Consider the following 20,538-nt stretch of genomic DNA (forward strand, 5'->3'; position numbering starts at 1 on the left):
AAAGACTAGACACACTTCGTAAGCGATGAATATTATCGCCGCAAGATAAAGTAATTGCAAAAGTGAATAATTAGACATGTGCACTATATTTCAAGGTGTTTTTATTGAAATAGAAAAGCATGTTCTCTAGGAGTTTATACAATGCAGTTTTCGCTAAAATATATTCTAGCGCTGACGGCAGGCTTAAGTTTAAGCCCGTTACATGCTGAAATGGTACAGTCTTCATCATTATCAAATGACGTGGAAGGTTCTAATTTGGCTGCCCGCGTTCTAAGCAAAGATTCTCAAAATTTTAATTCTCGTTTCTCAAACGTTAATAGTCTTTCAATCACTGAGAGTTCAGGTGACAAAGTTCGTCGCCAAACGATTGCTGCTAAGATCGATATCCCTGAAGAAGAGCCTTCAGTGATTGAAAAACTGAATACTGTTGCTTCGAACACCGTTCGTAAATTCAGCCAAAGTGGCGTTGCGTCATGGTATGGTCGCCAATTCCATGGCCGTAAAACAGCAAGCGGTGAAACATTCGATATGAATGCAATGACTGCTGCACACCGTAGCCTGCCTTTGAACTGTTATATCCGTGTAACAAACAAAGACAATGGTAAAAGTGTTGTTGTAAAAGTTAACGATCGTGGTCCATTCCATGGTAACCGTGTATTAGACTTATCTTATGGTGCAGCAAAGCAACTGGGTATGTCGAGCGCAGGTACAGGTAATGTGAGCATTGAACGTGTTGATGGTCCTAATTCTTAATCATTTAAGACCACAACTCAAAAGCCGCTTATGCGGCTTTTTTATTTTTATCTACAACCCGTGTTAATGCTTTACGGCCCATCCAATTCTTCGGTATATTGAATAAATAAAAATGAATACTGCAAGGAGCGCGCTGTGAAATCAATCGACGAATGGTTTGATGAATATAGTGACAGTCACCAAAACCAAACCAACAAAAAAATCCATTGGGTCTGCGTCCCTGCCATTCTATTTTCGATCATTGGTATTCTGGCGCACTTTAGCACCCTGCTCACCGCATTATTGCTGGTTTTAACTTTAGTCTTTTATGCCCGTTTGGACATCGTACTTGCGATTGCTATGGCGGCTTTGTTAGCAGTAATGGCATGGCTAATTGTGATTTTACCTGTCGGTGTAGGATTCTATATTGGCGTATTTGTGATTGCATGGATCGGGCAATTTTACGGGCACAAAGTTGAAGGTAAGAAGCCTTCATTCTTTAAAGACTTGCAATTCCTCCTGATTGGCCCTGTATGGTGTATGGACGCTTATTTAGCTAAAGTTCTACCTAAATGGAAACTTCGTCAAAAATCAGCGATTACAAGCTAATTTAGCGCATATCTTGCAACAAATCTCTGAATATTCAGGAATAGGATTTAAATGTCATATCAATTTGTAGGTTTTTTTGCATTAACCGAGCAAATCAAAAGCCCCTTTTATCCTATTGACGGGACTACTTGGAAAGATATCAAAGAACCATTCCATGGCATTGGGATAAAGCTATCCCCAACAATTAAAACGCCATCATCACCAGATGACATAAAAGCTCTTTTTAGCGCGATGAATATCAGTCATGTTAGACAATGGCTTTTTATTGAATATGTGTGTTTTGGCGGCTCAATTGACTATATTTATGCACTTATTATGAAAAATGGTGAAATATATGGTCCAATTGAAGAGTCAGCACTGGATAATGTTAAGAGAGTTTATATCGATTTAATGAATGAATTTGGCATCTCAGAGAAAGATGCCCTTCAATTTAAACCATTTGATCGAAATTTCTGGGATGAATAAATAATTCTTTCTCCTTAAATCTCATTATATTATTGATACATTTTTCCTTGATATTTCAACCAACCATCAACATGTTTTCCACGCGGATCATGATGGGTCCAATGAATCACCCCACCTTTTTGGCTGTATTCATACTCACCAAAAAACTCAACTGTATCGCCTTTTTTCAGCCCTTCGATTCTTGGCGCTAAATCAATGTTGTGTGCGATCAAGACCGTTAAACCATTCTCCAGTTTAAGAATCATTTTCTGATGTCTTGAACCTTCATTATCATCTGGCAAAATCGCTTTCACAACACCCTGTGCTTGAACTTGCACATTACTTCGTTGCTGCTGATAGGCTTGCATGATCTTGTTTTGATCATCGACCGCTACAGCATTACTCGTATCTGGTATAGAGGAATGACTGGTATTTTGTTTTTGCTTAAAATCAAGACCAAAATAAGCTGCTACCAAAACAACAATAGCAACCAGAATCAGATTATTTTTTTGAGTTTTCATAGTGACCTGTTATCAAATACAAGATAGCAAAATGCCAATCGATTCGATTGGCATTTTGATCATACAACGTCTCTAGCACTTAGAACAAACGATTCATACCATTCAAAGCTGCAACGCGATAGGCTTCAGCCATGGTTGGGTAGTTGAATGTCGTTTCTACGAAATACTTCAAGGTATTGTTTGGACTGTGCATCACCACCTGCCCAATGTGAATAATCTCTGCTGCATTGTTACCAAAGCAGTGAATACCCAAAACTTCCAAAGTATCACGATGGAATAGGATCTTTAATTCACCAACAGTATCACCAGTAATCTGCGCGCGCGCCAAATGACGGAAAGAAGCTTGCCCTACTTCATAAGGTACTTTCTCTTCTGTCAATTCCTGCTCAGTCTTACCAATTGAAGAAATCTCTGGAATGGTATAAATACCTGTTGGTACATCACGGATTGGCTTCACATTCTTTTCGCCCACCATGTTTGCACCTGCGCAGCGACCTTGGTCATACGCCGCTGACGCCAATGATGGCCAACCAATTACATCACCTGCCGCATAAATATTTTCAGCTTCAGTTTGATATTGATCATTCACCATCAACTGACCACGACCATTCGGTACTAGACCCACATTTTCCAAGCCTAAACCATCGGTATTACCTGAACGGCCATTACACCATAAGATCGCATCTGCTTTGATCTTCTTACCGCTAAGTAAATGTAGAACCACGTGATCATCAAAGGTTTCTAAACGATCAATTTGCTCATTGTGACGAATCAATACGCCTTGTTCACGTAAGTGATATGACAATGCATCGGCAATTTCATCATCTAGGTAGCTTAAAAGCTTTTGCTGGGTGTTGATCAAATCAACTTTATGATCGAGTCCGATAAAAATAGAAGCGTATTCACAACCAATTACGCCTGCACCATAAATGATGATTTTTTGGATTGAATAATCGAGATCAAGAATCTTGTCTGAATCAAATACGCGCGGATGATTAAAGTCTAAACCTTGGGGTTGATATGGACGACTACCCGTTGCAATCACAATTTGCTTGCAAATAATCGTATCTTTAATACCATCCTGACCAAAAATCAGTACCGTGTTTTTATCTTGGATATAGGCACGACCGTGAAAAACTTCAATTTTATTGCGGTCATAAAAACGTGTATGCGTATCAACTTGCTGTTGAATTACTTTATGCGCATTCCGCAACACCTGTTTCATGGTGAATTGTTTCCACTCACCGACTTTTTGAAACATTGGATCACGTTGATAACGAATAATACTTGAAACTGTTTGACGCAATGCTTTACTTGGAATTGTTCCTACATGTGCACAGTTACCACCGAGTTGATCACGAACATCAACGATTGCAACACGTTTACCTGCTTTTGCAAGCTTCATTGCCGCGCCTTCGCCAGCTGGGCCAGAACCGAGAATTACTGCATCATACTTAACAATATTCCCACCAACGACCTCTTTCTTACGTGGCATTCAAAGCTCCTTTGTTTCTAACCGTTTTTGCTTTATATATGATAACCAATATGCAGCCAGTTGATGTATTTCACAACTATATATTTTTATATATTTACATTTTCAAAATGAATACCACTTTTCATGCTTTATTCCAGTAAATTTGACTATAATAACGGGATATCTCAAGTCAAAGGCTGTAGAAATTATATGTCTGAACACCGTAAACCTGAACAGGGTATAAAACTTCGTGGCGCGGAAAAAGTCGCGAGAATTCCTGTAAAAGTTATCCCTACGGTTGAAGTACCTCGCAAACCTGACTGGATTCGAGTCAAGATGACCGCCCCAGAAGAAGTTCAGCGTATCAAAACAACCTTGCGCTCGCAAAAACTGCATACCGTATGTGAAGAAGCTGCTTGTCCTAACCTACCTGAATGTTTTGGTGGTGGTACAGCAACCTTTATGATCATGGGTGATATCTGTACACGTCGCTGCCCTTTCTGTGACGTAGCACATGGTCGTCCAAATGCTTTAGATCCAGATGAACCACGCCATATGGCAGAGACGATTTCCAATCTCGGCCTCAAATATGCGGTGATTACCTCGGTTGACCGTGATGACCTTTTAGATGGCGGTGCTCAACACTTCGTTGATTGTATCAAAGAAGCCCGTGCATTAAGCCCAAAAACCCTATTGGAAATTCTGGTTCCTGATTTCCGTGGTCGTATGGATATTGCCTTACGCATCATGACTGAATGCCCACCAGACGTATTCAACCATAACATTGAAACTGTGCCGCGTTTGTATAAAGCGATGCGTCCAGGTTCTGATTATCAGCACTCTTTAACGCTATTAAAAATGTTTAAGGAATACTGCCCAGATGTACCAACCAAATGTGGTTTGATGGTCGGTATCGGTGAAACTGAAGAAGAAGTGATTGCCCTGCTCGATGATCTTAGAGCACATGATGTTGACTACATTACCATTGGTCAATATCTACAACCATCTAAGCAACATGCACCAATTGACCGCTTTGTAACACCAGAAGAGTTTGAACGCTATGCTGAGCATGGTCGTAAACTTGGTTTTAGAAATATCTGGTCTGCACCAATGGTTCGCTCAAGCTACTTTGCTGATCGCCAATACCATGGTGAACCTGTTCCAGCGGTACGCCGTAAAGTCGATCCTGCCAAGAAAATTGCAGTTCAAGCGATTGAAGCTTAACTTTTTAGTTGGCAATAAAAAACACCACAATTGTGGTGTTTTTTTATGATTAAAACAAAAGCCTAGGCTATATGTTTTTGCACCACAATCGAACCAACAGAATAGCCAGCACCGAATGAAGAGATCACAGCATATTCGCCGTTATTGACTTGCTCACCAGTACGATGCATCGCAATAATCACACCTGCAGACGAGGTATTAGCAAACTCATCCAAAATGATCGGTGCACGTTCTAAATCAGCCTCTTTACCGACTACCAATTTCAAAATCAGTTCATTCATATTGGCATTGGCTTGATGCAACCAGAAACGCTTGATTTGTTCAGCGCTTAATTCAAGTTTTTCCAATTGTGCGGTAATGATTTTAGCAACCAATGGACAAACTTCTTTAAAAACTTTACGACCGTCTTGACGGAATAACTTGTCGTCCACAACGGCATCTTCACTGCGGTTTAAGAAACCAAAGTTATTACGGATATTATTTGAGAACTGGGTAAACAAATGAATATCTAAGATTTCATAACCCGATTTGGTTTCAGTTTCTTCAATAATTGATGCAGTCGCAACATCACCAAAGATAAAGTGCGCATCACGGGTACGGTAGTCTAAATGACCTGATGTAATTTCAACATTGAGCAATAACACACGGCGCGCACCACATTTCACGGCATCATAGGCTTGTTTCAAACCAAATGTTGCAGCAGAACATGCCACGTTCATGTCATAAGCATAACCTTGGATACCCAAAGCTGACTGGATTTCAATCGCAACTGCAGGATAGGCACGTTGCATATTTGAACACGCCAAAATTACCACATCAATATCTTCTGCAGTCACGCCTGCATTTTCCATCGCTTGTTTTGCAGCAATAACGCCCCACTCCGCTTGAAGTGACAGTTCATCATTACTACGCTCTTGCAAACGTGGGCGTAAACGGGTTGGATCAAGAATACCTGATTTTTCGACCACATAACGGCGTTGAATACCAGATGCTTTTTCGATAAATTCAGGGCTCGAGCCACGTAAAGCTTCAATTTCGCCAGCTTCAATTTGCGCTGCGTGATCTTGGTTATACTGTTCTACATAAGCATTTAAACTTTCAACCAACTCTTCATTGGAAATAGATTCGGTTGGGTGAAATAACCCTGTACCTGTTATACGGATGCCCATGCAAAACTCCTGTAAAGAATGCTTCTAACTTTCATATTTCTCAGTTTAACCGATTGCTAATCGATCCCATAGTTTTTGTAATCTAGTTGGTGAAATAGGCAGCTTTGTTTTCATCGGTTGAGAAAACAAAGAAATTCTAAATTCTTCCAACATCAAATACAGTTCTTTAATTTTAGGATCGTTTTTAAATTTAAATACTTTGTCCATCCATGGATCGACATCATCAATTGCAGCAAGGTCTCGTTGTAGATTATTGGGCAAACGATCTAAACGCAATAGCAGCGCTTTCAAATAACGCGGGTATTCCTGCCAAATTTCAGGTGATTGGCTATAAACAAAGTTGGCTAATGACATTAAATCAAGTTGATCTTCTATGTCATCGACACTTCGGCCAAAAATACTCTGATCCAAGACCAATAGTTCACGGCGAATCTGCTGCCATTGAGTAAATATTTCAGTTAAATCACTCAATGTCTGTTGACCATTTGCTAAAAATTGCTTTTTAGTTTCAGTCAGTAACTGCTGAAACTCAGTGGCATTTTTAGGCAGTTCTTGAATCGAAATCTGTAAGGTTGCATAGACCAGCATTTGCTCCAGCTTGGCACGATCACCCAACGGTGAATAAGCGAGAGCTAAAGGCCTGGAAATCTGTTTTTTCAATTGACGGATTAAATCCCCCAATTGCATATGTACCAGACGGATTACCCCTTCACGATGCTGCTTAATCGCTTCATCCTGATCATTAAAGGTTTGAATCACCACGCCCGCCTCATCTTTGGCTTCAAGCTCAGCAAATCGCTTGGTAGGAACCAAAGCTTGATACTGCTTAACAATGACACCGGTAACTTTTTGTGATGCTTCAAACACAAAGTTTTCAGGGAAGGTCTGGAACTCACCGGCTTGCTGTTTCACTGGACGATGAGTTTCAACACGACAACGTGCTTTTAATTCATCTAAATCACGCCCTTGTGCAATCAATTTGCCTTTCTCATCTACCACCTTGATAAATGGAATCAGATACTGATCGATACGTTCAAAAGAAAAGTCTTTTTCAGTAATCTGCTCACCACGTAATGCAAAGGCTAAGTAACTAAATAAATGCTCGCGTAAATGCACCGCATCAATCCCCTGTATGAGCCTTTTAGCTGTATCTGGGATCGGGACCAAATTACGGCGTTTGTCTTTAGGAAGTGCTTTGAGCAAAGCTTCAATTAAATCTTGTCGCCAACCAGGAATTCCCCAAGACCATTGCTTTTCATCCACTTGCGGTAAAGCCTGCACAGGGATTTTAACCGTTGCCCCATCTTCCTCATGACTTGGATCAAAACGATAGCTTGCAGCCAAACGTAACTGACCATTATGTAAATAATCAGGGAATTGTTGCGTGGTGGGACGATCATTCATCCACAAAGCATCATCTTCAACGAACAGGTAGCGTGGATTGTCTGTTTCTACTGTTGCCCGCCAATCTTCAAAACTGCGACGACTGGCAATTTCCTCTGGTACTTTCTCGGCATAGAACTGGTAAATGGTTTCCTCATCGACTACTAAATCGCGACGACGCAACTTATCTTCTACCCGTTCAACTTCTTCGAGTTTCAGTAGGTTGTGCTTTAAAAACGGCGGTGTAACACCTAAATTACCCGTGGTCAGAGCATCACGTAAGAAGATTTCATGTGCCGCAGCTTGATCTACTTTCTCAAAATTAATCATTCGCTTTGGCTCGATGATTAAACCGAATAGTGATATTTGTGCATAGGCATTTACAATACCCGCTTTTTTCGACCAGTGTGGCTCGAAATAGTGGTACTTCAATAAATCACGAGCTGCCAACAGAATCCATTCAGGATCAATTTTGGCTAAAGTCCGTAAATACACCTGAGAAGTTTCCACCATCTCAAAGGCCATGACCCAAGCGGTATTGGTCTTGTGTAAGGTACTGGCTGGGAACACTTTGGCTTTCTGCTGACGCACCGCCATAAAAGTATTACGTTCATCTGTTTTATTGGCAATAAATGAAAGTAGCCCGGTTAAAAGTGCACGGTGCAGGTTTTCGTAATTCGCACCTTTTTCATTAAAACTCAGCTTTAAACCTTCTGCCAGTTCCACTAACTGCTGATGGGTTTGCTTCCATTCCCGCAGACGTAACCAACTTAAAAAATGTTGGCGCGCAAATTGACGGCGCTTGTTTTCGGTTTGTGTATCAGGACTGGTTTGTATCGTATTCCAAAGCTTCAGATAGAATAAAAAGTCTGAATCTGCTTCCTTGAATAAGGCATGCTTTTGATCGGCCTGCATTTGTTTATCAGCTGGACGTTCACGCGGATCTTGAATCGCCAAGGCACTGACAATAATCAGTGTTTCTTTAAGTACACCAAAATGAGCCCCGCCAACCAACATACGTGCTAAGCGTGGATCAATCGGCATACGCGCCATCATTTGACCGACTTTGGTTAAATCATTCTTACGTTCATTTAATGCACCCAACTCAATCAAAAGCTTACGTCCGTCATTGACCAAACGGAAATCAGGCGGCTCAATAAAGTCAAAATCTTCTAAACTACCTAAACCTAAACTTTGCATCTGTAAAATTACAGAAGCCAAGTTGGTTCGTTTAATCTCAGGTTCAGTAAACTCTGGACGACTTAAAAAATCTTCTTCACTGTATAGCCGGATACAGACACCCGCAGCAATACGACCACAGCGCCCCTTACGCTGATTGGCTGCTGCCTGTGAAATCGCTTCAATTGGTAAGCGCTGTACCCGCGAACGGTAGTTATAACGTGAAATACGAGCAAAACCACTATCAATCACATAGCGAATATTTGGCACCGTCAACGCCGTTTCCGCCACGTTGGTCGCAATAATAATACGTCGCCCTTTGCCACTCGGACTAAAAATCTTTTGCTGTTCAGCCAGCGCCAAACGTGCATATAAAGGTAAAACCTCAGTATGACGAGGGCCATATTTTTGCAGCGTTTCCTGCAATTCACGGATTTCCTGCTCTGTACTGGCAAAAATTAAAATATCCGCATATTCAGGATGACCTTTTGCTTCAGCATCAGCAAAACATTCTTCGACAGCCTGTACTACAGCACGTGGCAGATTTTCTTCAAAGTCATCAAACTCATCATCATCACTACCAACAATACTTAGCTCAGAAATCGGGCGATAACGCACTTCCACAGGGAAGCTCCGCCCTTCGACTTCAAAAATCGGTGCGTTATAAAAATACTGACTAAAACGATTTACATCTAGCGTAGCCGAGGTCACAATCACTTTTAAATCAGGACGTTTTGGCAAAAGCTGCTTGAGATAGCCCATGATGAAGTCAATATTGAGTGAGCGTTCATGCGCTTCATCAATAATGATGGTGTCATATTTCGAAAGAAAACGGTCATTGGTCAATTCAGCCAACAAAATACCATCGGTCATCAAACGCACGATTGAATCTTGCGAACCTTGCTCATTAAAACGAATCTTAAAGCCAATTGATTCGCCAAGCTTCTCGCCCACTTCTTCCGCAATACGCTGTGAGACACTTCGAGCCGCCAATCGACGTGGCTGAGTATGACCAATCATACCTGTGAGTCCACGCCCTGCCAGCATGGCAATTTGTGGAAGCTGAGTGGTTTTACCAGAACCCGTTTCACCAGCAACAATGATGACCTGATGCTTTTGAATTGCTTCAATTAAACGGTCTGCGTATTGGGTAACAGGCAGGTCTTGATTCAGCTTGATCTTGGGAACACGTGCTAAGCGTTGTTTTACCTTATGATTCGATTGTTGAATGAGTTTTTCGATTTCTGCTGTTTCTATTTTTTTATCTTTGCGCAGTCGATTTAAACGGTGACGGTCACGAGCCATAACCAATTGATCTACATTTAAATGACTCTGCACTGAACAGCTTTCCTGAAAAATTAAATAATCGGCTATTTTACGCCTTAAACCCTTGCTATGCAAAGAAAGCTTTTCTAGGCCTTAGCATTAGACCTATCCATTATTGGTAGATGCTTAGCGCTGCTCAGTATTATTGAATTGTGTTAATGAGTCTCGTAATGCGGAAAATTTAATCGTATATCTCCGTTTTTTATATAATTTTAGATTTTTTCAATTTTACCCTTGAATTTTGATGGCGTAGACTTCATGTTGTTATGCACATTAGTTCTGGATCTTTTGTCATGTTTGCTTCATCTCGATGCAGTCAAATAGGACAGATATTCTTGGGTGAAAGTCGTTTTTATTGAGTTATTCAATTTTCCGATTTTAGTCATGTAAAAATACTATTTCCCCAATAACTAAAAATTATTTATTCTTGACCTCGTAAACAAGTAAGGCGTTAGCCTCTCAATAAAACCTCAATCATGGAGACAATGATGAGCTTAATTAATACTGAAGTTAAACCATTTAAAGCGACTGCGTACCACAACGGTCAATTTGTTGACGTATCTGAAGCAGATCTTAAAGGCAAATGGTCTGTTGTATTCTTCTACCCAGCTGACTTCACTTTCGTATGTCCAACTGAGTTAGGCGACCTTGCTGACAACTATGCTGAATTCCAAAAACTAGGCGTTGAAATCTATGGCGTGTCTACTGACACTCACTTCACGCACAAAGCTTGGCACGACACTTCAGAAGTTATTGGTAAAATCCAATACCCATTGATCGGTGACCCAACTTGGACACTTTCTAAAAACTTCGACGTATTAATCGAAGCTGCTGGTCTTGCTGACCGTGGTACTTTCGTAATCGATCCAGAAGGCAAAATCCAAATCGTTGAAATCAATGCTGGTGGTATCGGCCGTGATGCATCTGAACTTCTTCGTAAAGTTAAAGCTGCTCAATACGTTCACGCTCACCCAGGTGAAGTTTGCCCAGCTAAATGGAAAGAAGGCGAAGCTACGCTTGCTCCATCTATCGACTTAGTTGGTAAAATCTAATTATTTAGATTAGACCTAGTCGTCCGAAACCACCCTTTTTAGGGTGGTTTTTTTATCTACTTTACTTGAGAAATTCTCGCCTGCTCCATCCTAAATTTTATAGCTAATTTTTTACAATTCTTATACTTATAAATTTATAGCAAGCTTCATTTATGAATTGTCAGACGGTTTCAGTTGGAGTAGTGTCAAAGAATAGAACACCAGAGTTGTTAACTATGTACTAAAAGATCAAATCAATATGGGGACAAATATATGGATAAACCGGTTGTTGTAACCTCTTGGAAATATGATGTTTCTTCGCGCTATTTAAAAATTTTCTATAGCAATGGCTCAGGTGAGCTTTATCATCCAGTTCCAGAGTTTATCTACAATAATTTGCTTCGCACCAATGATAAAACCGCCTTTGTGCACAAATATCTTGAATTTGATCTGCATTTTAAACGACTCTGTATTTCAGCCTAGTCATAAAAAATCAGCCCGTTGGGCTGATTTTCATTGTATCTCACTTAAACTTTAAGCAGCATCTTGCTGTTCAACATATTTATCTAACATCTTCTGTTTGGCTTCAGGGTAAACATTGATTCTGTCCAAGTTACCTTTATAGTGTTGCACCACTCGATCATCCATAATTTTTGACCACCACGACGGAATAAACGCGGGTAAAATCATGGCGCCATAACCAGCAGGTAATTGTGGTGCATCTTCAAAATGACGCAATGTCTGGAAACTTCGAGTCGGATTGGCGTGATGATCCGAATGACGTTGTAATTGATACAAGAACAAATTGGTCACGAGGTTATTATTGTTCCAGCTATGTTCTGGCAAAGTCCGTTCATATTGACCATTTTCTTTCTTTGCACGCATCAAACCATAATGTTCAATATAATTCACAGACTCAAACAAGGTAATTGCATAGGCCGCTTGTGTGACTTGGAATGGGACTGAACGCAGACCAAACTTACTCAACATGCTGGCATGATAGACAGCAGACATCGCCCAACCATGAATCAACTCATTTTCCTTACAGAAGAAAGGCAGTTTTTTACGTTCTAAGCGGCTCTTTTCAATTTCGATTGCTGATTTAAAACTACCAATCACGGTACGCGGTAAAAACTTCCAGAAGCTTTCGCCAAATTGTGACGATGCTGGATCTTCAGGTGTAGCAACGCGACGGTGGTGTCCATACGGGTGTTCAATTCGGAAATGGTTATAACCCGATGGTGCTAAAGCCAAATGCGAAAGATAATGCTCTAAACGTCCGCTCTTATGGCTCAATTCATGTGCAGTATTAATGGCAATTCCATTGACCATGCCCACCAAAGTTCCCAATAAAGCCTGATCTGCAACTGACGTGTCTTTACGACTGGCTAAATAGGCCCCATAGATATTGGCCGCGTATTGTAAAGGAATAAAAAGTTTAACAATACGGGCGTAATAGGGATCGGCCTCTAAATCTGCGATTGCATCTAATGGTGGGTTTTCCGTATCTTCACCAATGAGTTTATCTAAGGTTGGAATAACGCCATGAATAAATAATGGCCCAAATGAAGCAAAGAACTTTTTCGTTTTTTTAGGACCAAATTGATAGCCCGCCAAACCACCCATTGCAATAGTCGGTACAGCCAAACCCAATAGCCATAAATGACGTTTTTTATCCTTAAATGTTGTTGTCGCTTGCTCGACATCCAGTTGAGTATGCATATTCATTAGAAATTCCTCAATCAAACACAAAATGTTTTGCTTGAATTGATTGTGTCCTTTCACTATCCCTCTATATTATCATTTTAAGACTTGCTATTATCATTTTAAGACTTTAATGAGTTTTTCTTGTGCAAAAGCAGCAGATCCCGGTTATTCCATCACGTTATTATTTACGACTGATTGAAATTTTAATCGGTACGCATCAATACGATAATGATTTGTTGATGGCACTACAGCAAGAACTGGCAAAAACAGAATTATTATCGATTCAACAAATTGAACAATTCATAGAAATTGGTTTAAGTCTGCCCAATACCCAAGACTTGGCCTTTGAACTCGGTAAAAATATCAAGCTCAGCTCACATAGTCTCGTCGGTTATGCACTCATGACCAGTCCTAATCTAGAACATGCACTGAGGCTGATTGCACAATATTTTAGATTGATTATGCCAAGTTTTAAGCTCAGCATTCAGTTTCCAACAGGCTCACAAAAAGTTGAACTGTTATTTGAACCAATTTTGCAGATGAATAAGCAGTGTTTGGCCTTTCATATTGAAGCGATTGCCGTAGCGTTCTACTACAGCCTATTAGAATTGGCGGGTCAGCAATTGCAACGCTACCAAGTTTATTTGAGTGTTCCAGAGCCAAGCTATCAAGAACGTTATTTATCCTTAGTGAAAGCCAATTTCCATTTTAACTATACCTGGCTTGCAGGTATCCGCGTCGTGATTGATCAGCAACAATTGGCACTACCCTTACCTTTGGCAGATGCACATAGTTTAAAAATAGTTGAACAACGCTGTCAGGAACAAATCCAGAAGATCTATCATCAAGGAGAAATTGTGGAATGGGTCAGCATGATGTTGCGACAAGCCAATCAAGTCCCAACCCTCATGGAATGTGCCAAAGTATTAAACATTTCGACCAAAACCTTGCAACGCTATTTGCAGCAACACGGCGTTGAGTTTCAGGCTTTAAAGCAGCAAATCAGTACTGAGCGTGCCATTGAGTTATTAGAAAACTCGACCTTTACCATTACCCATATTGCCTATGAACTCGGTTATTCCAACCCTGCCAATTTCACCCGTGCATTTAATAAAATGATTGGCTGTAGCCCTCAAGCATATCGACTACATCATCAAAGTAAAATCAATTCACTTCAACACCACCATACATAAACCTGCACCGATCGGCAGAATGGTGCTCATGTAATCTTCATCATCTTTAATCAGCTCCAGGAATTCCTTCACCTCTGCTGCATGAGAAATCACATTATCAACAATTAAGGTACTTCCCGAAGACTGCAATAAACGCTTCAAGTCTTGCCAGTAGCTCACATAACTACCACGTTCAGCATCCAGTAAGATCAAATCATAAGGTGCAGTCGCTTGGGCCAGATAATCAGCAGCATCCCCCACCCAAAAATCAATAAACGGCTCTAAGCCAAATTCTTCCGCATATTTTTTTGCTTGCGCACTACGAAAGGCATTAATTTCTAAGGTTTGTACACCCCCACCAACAGTTTTACCTGCTTCAGCCAGCCAAAGTGTTGAATAACCTGTCGAGGTGCCAATTTCTAGAATCCGCTTAGATCGTTGGGTACGGACCAGCATTGCAAGCAGTTTGGCGGACTCAGCTTCAATATTTCGGTAGCGTCTTAAACGATCAGACTGTCGAGCATCATGTTGTTTAAACTCATCATATAAATCAGAGATACGTTTTAAAAATACAGTGCTGGTCATATTTGATCCCCCAACTACGCTTATGCAAAGTGTATTGAATTTAAGTCGTTTGTATCAGTTTAAAGCGTGGCAGAATTTGACCATCCTCGAGCTGAACAGTTTCACTAAACATTGCCAATGGACGTACCCACATTGAGTAATCACCATATAAGCATTGATAGACCACCAATTCTTCTTCTGTTTCACTATGACGAGCCACGTTAAACACTTGATACAGCTGACCTTTATAGTGTTGATAAATGCCACGTTGTAAGGTCATATTACTTACCCTTTATTTATGCCACGAAATGATTGCAGTTATATAACAACTTTGATTGTACTCAAATTTTTGGTGAAAGAAATGTTCAAAAAATAGTAAATTCATTAAAAATTCAAAAAACCGATCAAACTCATAAAAACATACTGTTTTATCTATTCAGTACTTTTGCGTACTATAGCCTCATTGAATGAATTTAGCTGATTTAAAAGCCTTAGCCTTTGGAGAAATATATGTTAGATCAAAATATTAAAACTCAATTAAAAGCTTACTTAGAACGTTTAGAAAGTCCAATCGAGTTGGTTGCTGCTTTAGATGACTCGGACAAAGCTGCAAAAATCAAAGAACTCGTGACTGAAATTGCTGAACTTTCTGACCAAGTTACGGCGCGTTTTGACGGTTCAAACGCTCGCCGTCCTAGCTTCGGTGTAGCCAAAGTAGGTGAACAACCACGTGTGTTCTTTGCTGGCTTACCAATGGGACATGAGTTTACTTCTTTGATCTTGGCATTATTACAAGTATCAGGTTATGCCCCTAAAGTGTCTGATGACGTACTCACTCAGATCAAAGGCCTCAACTTAACTGCAAACTTTGATGTGTTTGTATCGTTGAGCTGCCATAACTGTCCAGATGTGGTTCAAGCTTTGAACTTGATTGCGATCAACAATCCAAATACCACAGCAACCATGATTGATGGTGCTTTCTTCCAAGATGAAGTTGAAGAACGCAAAATCTTGGCGGTGCCAATGGTGTTCCAAGACAATCAGCACATTGGTCAAGGTCGTATGACTTTGGAAGAAATCGTTGCCAAGTTGGATAGCAATTCAGCTGAGAAAGATGCAGCCGCAATCAATGCCAAAGATGCATTTGATGTGTTGGTGATTGGTGGCGGTCCTGCTGGAGGTACAGCGGCGATCTATGCGGCACGTAAAGGCATCAAAACGGGTATCGTGGCTGAACGCTTCGGTGGTCAGGTGATGGACACGATGGATATTGAGAACTTCACCACGGTACAAAAAACCGTAGGTCCTCAGTTCGCTCAAGATATGGAAGCCCATGTGCGTGAGTACGGTGTGGACATTATGAACTTGCAACGTGTCAGCAAGATCACTGGTGCAGATCAAACGGCCAACGGTCTGGTTGAAGTGGAACTTGAAAACGGTGCCAAACTTGAATCGAAAACCATCATCTTGTCTACAGGTGCACGTTGGAGAGAAATGAATGTGCCAGGTGAAGCTGAATACCGTACTCGTGGTGTCGCATATTGCCCTCACTGTGATGGTCCATTATTCAAAGGTAAACGTGTTGCAGTGATTGGTGGTGGTAACTCAGGTGTCGAAGCAGCGATTGATCTTGCCGGGATTGTTGAGCATGTGACTTTGGTTGAGTTTGATACCAAACTACGTGCTGACCAAGTATTGCAGGACAAATTAAACAGCTTGCCAAATACCACTGTGATCATGAATGCCTTAAGTACTGAAGTGGTCGGTGATGGTGCTCAAGTGACAGCATTGAAATACAAAGACCGTGCCACTGAGGTTGAACACACCGTTGAACTTGCAGGGATCTTTGTACAGATTGGTTTATTGCCAAACACGGATTTCTTGAAGAACAGTGCGGTTGAGTTGAGTAACCGTGGTGAGATCGTGATTAATGATCGCAACGAAACCAATGTCAAAGGTGTCTTTGCCGCAGGTGACTGTACGACAGTGCCATACAAGCAAATTATCATTGCCACAGGTGAAGGCGCGAAAGCATCACTGTCTGCCTTTGATTACATGATCCGTTCTGGTGTTTAAACTGATCTAAAACATGTGCACGCCCTTACATTTTGCGATGTAAGTGCGTGTTTTTACAAGTTATCAACAAATTTTCAACTTTATTATTCATCAAGTTTATGTTTATATTTTCGGTATCCATTCCTATTGGATGCCACAAAGAAAAGGAAATAGACAATGAATAAATTACTTGTTGCTTTAGGTCTTGCTGCTACTGTTGCGCTTGTAGGCTGTAATAAAGATAAAGCACCTGAAACTGGTGCAACTACAGGTGAGCATTTAGAACATGCTGCTGACCAAGCTGGTGCTGATGTTAAGAATGCTGCTGATGCTGCTGCGAGCAATGTTGCTACTGCGGTAGATACAGCGGGTGATCAAATTGATGCTGCTGCTGATCACACTGCGGCTGCAACGGCTGAAGCTGCTGCTAAAACTGAAGCTGCTGCACGTGATGCTACGGCTAAAGTTGCGGGTGCGGTAGAATCTGGTGCTGCTGATGTGAAAGAAAAAGCTCAACAATAATTGAGTTGAGATAAAAAAGCCTCTGTTTACAGAGGCTTTTTTATTGGTCTGAATTAACTTAATAAACCTTCATCGCGCATCGCAATTTGCACCGACTGACGTTCAGCCACTTTATTACGCAATGCAATAATATTGATATACGGCGTTAAGTCATGTTCGATATGGTTGGACCAGTTGGTGAGGACAAATAAATAGGCATCCGCAGGGCCAAAGTTATCATCAACTAAATAATCACAATCTGATTCAGCTAAATAGTTGTCGATATACTTAAGTAAACGATCAACTTCTGCATAGGCTTTGGTTTTCTCATCATCAGTGAGTTTACCGCTAAAGAATACGGAATAAGCATCATGCAGTTCTGAATTCAAATAGCCTAACCATTCAAGGACTTTGGCACGCCCCATTCCCGAAGGTGGAATTAAATCCTGCTTCGGATCATGCTGCGCCAAGAACGGTAAAATCGCCACATTCTCAGTTAAAATCAAACCTGGATTAATTTCCAATGCAGGGACATAGCCCTTTGGATTAATCTCGTAATAATCTGCACCTTTTGAAGTTTTATGTGTTTTTAGATCAACTCGTTCTAAATCAAAATCGACATTTATTTCATTTAAAATAATATGGGCAGCCAATGAGCAAGCACCAGGGGAATAATACAACTTCATAATTGATCCTTGTTATCTAACAACTTATGCTCTAGAACGTTCCTACGAAACTCGAGAACAGAAATAACTAAAATTTATAATCGCTTTCATGCTAAGAACATCTACACCACTACTATTAATGAATTTTTTTCTGCCTTGCAAGTTATATTCCGTGACGATTGATTAATTTATGAAAAAACAAACCTAACAATGTCACGGAAATCAGGTTACGCTCGACCAAAAAGCTTGCCTAACCATTCAAATAATGAGTTTAAAAATTCAACGATGATATTTTTAGGGTTGTTCGGTTCAAGTTGAGAATCTGAACTTTTCATATCCAAATCAACAATCACAGGATCGTGATCTGAAGAACGATAAGCATCTGCCGAGAAGAACAAAGCCTTTTGCTCATCGGTTTTATATTCCTCGTTATAGTCCAATACCGTTGGCTCATCGGCATTGATATGCCATGCAAAAGTTTTAATCACACGTTTATACAGATTGGCATCAGCAATGGCATGATCTAGGTTACCTGCACCGCCATAACCATCTGCATCACTTGATACACCAAAGACATAGCTATATGCCTTACTCCCCTCACCGACCTTACTGTCATTCAACAGAACTTTATAATTGGCTTTCTCAAAAGTCAGAATCGGATCTTCTTTAGCATAACTATTCATATCACCTAAAAGTAAGATATTCGGATTCTTCACTTGGGTTGGATTCTTGGCAATCCATTGAGTGAGTTGCTCAACCGCTTTCACTCGGGTCGGGTTCCAGCAGCCTTGTCCATCACGTTGATCTGCATCGAGAGAGTTTTCATCGACACCTCGACAGCTCTTCGATTTAAGATGATTTGGAATCACTGTAAAGATTTGTCCACCTTGTACAGGCTTGAAGGATTGCGCAATGGTCGAACGGCTTTTATCCCCCAGGTCCAACACCGCAGGTTTATTCACAGGCTGCACACGTTTGTTATTATAAATAATCGCAACTGCAATCACATCGGTACCCAACTGATTGAGTCCTTCGGGTATCACATATTTCCAGTCTGGTCCTAAAGCTTTAGTCAAGTTAGCAACTGCACTATCACTGCCATAACCATTATTGGCAATCTCCATCAAACCATACACATCTGCATCAATTGATTTTAATGCATTGACGATTTTGGCATGTTGCTTATCAAATTCAGCCTGACTGTTGGCACCACGTTCCGTTGGGAAACCATTCTTGCCATTGTCATAGTTCAGCACGTTAAATGCCGCAGCACGAATATGTTTGCTTTGTTTAGCCGCAATCGTTGTACGCGGATTGGTGGTTACCACTTCTGGCAAGTTTGCTCCTGCAATCGGTTGTACACGCCAAGCATTAAAACGATATTCTAGAATCCCTTGTGCATTCTTTAACTGATAACCCGAACGTAGCGTATTTAAAGCACTAAAGTTTTGTGGCAACCACGGTGCGCGATTTTGATTGTTATAACCATCATCAAAGATAATCTTAGAAAGTAAGTTTTGTTGTGCTAAAGCCTTGGCTTCATTTGAAAGTGCAGGATAAAGATTGGTCGGAATAAATAAGCGACCAAGGCTTAGAGAAAGTTCCCCATAACGACCAAAATTATAGTTTTCACTTACCGTCAACGTTTGCGGTAATTTCACCAACATCCCTTGATAACGTTTTGGAGAGTTACCCGCTGTATCGGTCAAACTGCTAAATGGCAAGTTTAAGTCCAGTGGTTGGATCAGCGATGCCATGTTCTGGTTACAGGTTTTAATATCCTGTTGTAACTGATCCAATTGAAGTTGGTTTTGATAACTGGTTAAACGACCACGCAGGATGACTTCATCACCAACCTGCCCACCTTTGACTGCACTGCTCGCAGGAATATAAACAAAGATGGCGTTACTGACATTTGGTGTGGCTTTGCTATCAGGTGTTTGCACATAGAAACCTGAGAAACCATTGCTATAACGATAATCCGCTGTGATCACACCACGAATGGTATAGTTTTGATTCTGAGTCGACTCGGCTAAACTGGCAATTGGTGTGTCACTACTGCTACAGCTGACGGCATCTACAGGTGGTGTGGTCGTTGAACCTGTTAAATTCGAAAAGTCATTCCGATCTGTCCATGCCTGCCAAGATTGGTCGAGGTCAAATGGACTGGTCGGATCAACACTCACTACGGGATTATCCGTTTGAATGCGTTTAAAGCTATTCGCCATACTGAATACCGTTGTACCCCAACCTGCCGTTGGACGCTCACCGATTCGACCAAAACGATCTACTGGCGTACCGCGATAAAGCAACACAATGGCATCGTCGCCATTAAAAGATAATCCCGCAACTTGATTAACCTTATCGCCCAATTGTACCTGTAATTCTGAACGACCTATCAGGAATTTTTGTTTACTGGCCAAGCTACCTTGTAAAGGAAAAGCCGCGGTTTTGACTGTACCACCATTATTAAACTGCTGAATTTCATAATCGGCTAAATTCACTGTTGTGGCATCGGGGTTATAAATTTCCAGTCCCTTTTTATTGCTACTGCCATCGACATACTGGCTAAACATCAGTTGTGCATGTGCAGCAGAAAAGAGTGAAGATGCACCTAACAGGCCTAAACAAATGGCGATCGAATGGTATTTAAAATTGTTCATGGTTTTTTACTTAGTGTTAAAATTGTAATTAGGCTATGCAATTTCTGTGACAGCTACATGAAGATTTTTTGACAAATTTTAAGCAATTTCAAAAATGACTGACTAAATAAAATCACTTA

The 20,538-nt window shown here is 40.8% G+C and carries 18 protein-coding genes; 9 read left to right on the top strand and 9 right to left on the bottom strand.

The features are described 5' to 3' along the window. Nucleotides 1-141: 141 nt before the first annotated feature. The 3 genes from F993_RS10595 (at nt 142) to F993_RS10585 (ending at nt 1,806) form a co-directional block, all read left to right on the top strand. Nucleotides 142-753 (top strand): septal ring lytic transglycosylase RlpA family protein, encoded by a 612-nt coding sequence (locus F993_RS10595; RefSeq protein ID WP_004654033.1) that lies wholly within the window; start codon nt 142-144, stop codon nt 751-753. 135 nt (nt 754-888) lie between these two features. Continuing rightward, nucleotides 889-1,341, top strand: coding sequence for an Mpo1 family 2-hydroxy fatty acid dioxygenase (locus F993_RS10590; protein ID WP_004654035.1), 453 nt, complete (start codon nt 889-891; stop codon nt 1,339-1,341). 51 nt (nt 1,342-1,392) lie between these two features. Continuing rightward, the gene (locus F993_RS10585; protein WP_004654037.1) at nt 1,393-1,806 is read left to right on the top strand and encodes a hypothetical protein; all 414 of its coding nucleotides are present in this window, start codon (nt 1,393-1,395) and stop codon (nt 1,804-1,806) included. A gap of 29 nt (nt 1,807-1,835) precedes the next feature. Here the strand turns inward: F993_RS10585 and F993_RS10580 are convergent, their stop codons facing one another. Continuing rightward, the gene (locus F993_RS10580) at nt 1,836-2,306 is read right to left on the bottom strand and encodes a DUF3465 domain-containing protein (RefSeq protein WP_004654039.1); all 471 of its coding nucleotides are present in this window, start codon (nt 2,304-2,306) and stop codon (nt 1,836-1,838) included. A gap of 79 nt (nt 2,307-2,385) precedes the next feature. Further along, nucleotides 2,386-3,801 (bottom strand): Si-specific NAD(P)(+) transhydrogenase, encoded by a 1,416-nt coding sequence (gene sthA, locus F993_RS10575; protein ID WP_004654041.1) that lies wholly within the window; start codon nt 3,799-3,801, stop codon nt 2,386-2,388. Between the two features lie 189 nt (nt 3,802-3,990). On the opposite strand from sthA, the gene lipA reads away from it, so the two are divergent. Then, a complete protein-coding gene (gene lipA / locus F993_RS10570; RefSeq protein WP_016539771.1) occupies nt 3,991-5,004 on the top strand; it encodes a lipoyl synthase in 1,014 nt (337 codons plus the stop codon). A 62-nt stretch (nt 5,005-5,066) separates the two neighbouring features. Here lipA and F993_RS10565 read toward each other — a convergent pair whose 3' ends face one another. Further along, complete coding sequence (locus F993_RS10565) at nt 5,067-6,173, bottom strand: beta-ketoacyl-ACP synthase III (RefSeq protein WP_004654045.1); 1,107 nt, start codon at nt 6,171-6,173, stop codon at nt 5,067-5,069. Between the two features lie 45 nt (nt 6,174-6,218). After that, nucleotides 6,219-10,073: an ATP-dependent RNA helicase HrpA gene (gene hrpA / locus F993_RS10560; protein WP_004654047.1), complete on the bottom strand. Its 3,855-nt coding sequence runs from the start codon at nt 10,071-10,073 to the stop codon at nt 6,219-6,221. Between the two features lie 476 nt (nt 10,074-10,549). On the opposite strand from hrpA, the gene ahpC reads away from it, so the two are divergent. Together ahpC and F993_RS10550 are read left to right on the top strand one after the other, a co-directional pair. Further along, nucleotides 10,550-11,113, top strand: a complete 564-nt coding sequence (ahpC, locus tag F993_RS10555; RefSeq protein ID WP_004654049.1) for an alkyl hydroperoxide reductase subunit C — start codon at nt 10,550-10,552, stop codon at nt 11,111-11,113. 252 nt (nt 11,114-11,365) lie between these two features. Next, a complete protein-coding gene (locus F993_RS10550) occupies nt 11,366-11,575 on the top strand; it encodes a KTSC domain-containing protein (RefSeq protein WP_004654051.1) in 210 nt (69 codons plus the stop codon). Nucleotides 11,576-11,626: 51 nt separating this feature from the next. On the opposite strand, the gene F993_RS10545 is transcribed toward F993_RS10550, so the two are convergent. Further along, nucleotides 11,627-12,820, bottom strand: coding sequence for an alkane 1-monooxygenase (locus tag F993_RS10545; protein WP_004654053.1), 1,194 nt, complete (start codon nt 12,818-12,820; stop codon nt 11,627-11,629). A 122-nt stretch (nt 12,821-12,942) separates the two neighbouring features. Here F993_RS10545 and F993_RS10540 point away from each other — a divergent pair, with 122 nt between their 5' ends. Continuing rightward, on the top strand, nt 12,943-13,992 hold the full coding sequence (locus F993_RS10540) for an AraC family transcriptional regulator (RefSeq protein ID WP_004654055.1): 1,050 nt from the start codon (nt 12,943-12,945) through the stop codon (nt 13,990-13,992). Here F993_RS10540 and F993_RS10535 read toward each other — a convergent pair. Together F993_RS10535 and F993_RS10530 are read right to left on the bottom strand one after the other, a co-directional pair. Beyond that, entirely contained in the window at nt 13,969-14,556 is a 588-nt protein-coding gene (locus F993_RS10535) for an O-methyltransferase (protein ID WP_004654058.1), read from the bottom strand. The genes F993_RS10540 and F993_RS10535 overlap by 24 nt on opposite strands. 40 nt (nt 14,557-14,596) lie before the next feature. Beyond that, a complete protein-coding gene (locus F993_RS10530) occupies nt 14,597-14,815 on the bottom strand; it encodes a DUF1653 domain-containing protein (RefSeq protein WP_004654059.1) in 219 nt (72 codons plus the stop codon). Nucleotides 14,816-15,045: 230 nt separating this feature from the next. Here F993_RS10530 and ahpF point away from each other — a divergent pair, with 230 nt between their 5' ends. Continuing rightward, a complete protein-coding gene (gene ahpF, locus F993_RS10525) occupies nt 15,046-16,611 on the top strand; it encodes an alkyl hydroperoxide reductase subunit F (RefSeq protein ID WP_004654062.1) in 1,566 nt (521 codons plus the stop codon). Nucleotides 16,612-16,767: 156 nt separating this feature from the next. Continuing rightward, entirely contained in the window at nt 16,768-17,112 is a 345-nt protein-coding gene (locus F993_RS10520) for a hypothetical protein (protein WP_004654063.1), read from the top strand. 53 nt (nt 17,113-17,165) lie between these two features. On the opposite strand, the gene F993_RS10515 is transcribed toward F993_RS10520, so the two are convergent. Together F993_RS10515 and F993_RS10510 are read right to left on the bottom strand one after the other, a co-directional pair. Continuing rightward, on the bottom strand, nt 17,166-17,777 hold the full coding sequence (locus F993_RS10515) for a glutathione binding-like protein (protein ID WP_004654065.1): 612 nt from the start codon (nt 17,775-17,777) through the stop codon (nt 17,166-17,168). A 206-nt stretch (nt 17,778-17,983) separates the two neighbouring features. Further along, complete coding sequence (locus tag F993_RS10510) at nt 17,984-20,419, bottom strand: ExeM/NucH family extracellular endonuclease (protein ID WP_004654066.1); 2,436 nt, start codon at nt 20,417-20,419, stop codon at nt 17,984-17,986. Nucleotides 20,420-20,538: the final 119 nt, after the last annotated feature.

This window comes from Acinetobacter proteolyticus (assembly GCF_000367945.1).
GTDB classification, from domain to species: Bacteria; Pseudomonadota; Gammaproteobacteria; order Pseudomonadales; family Moraxellaceae; genus Acinetobacter; species Acinetobacter proteolyticus.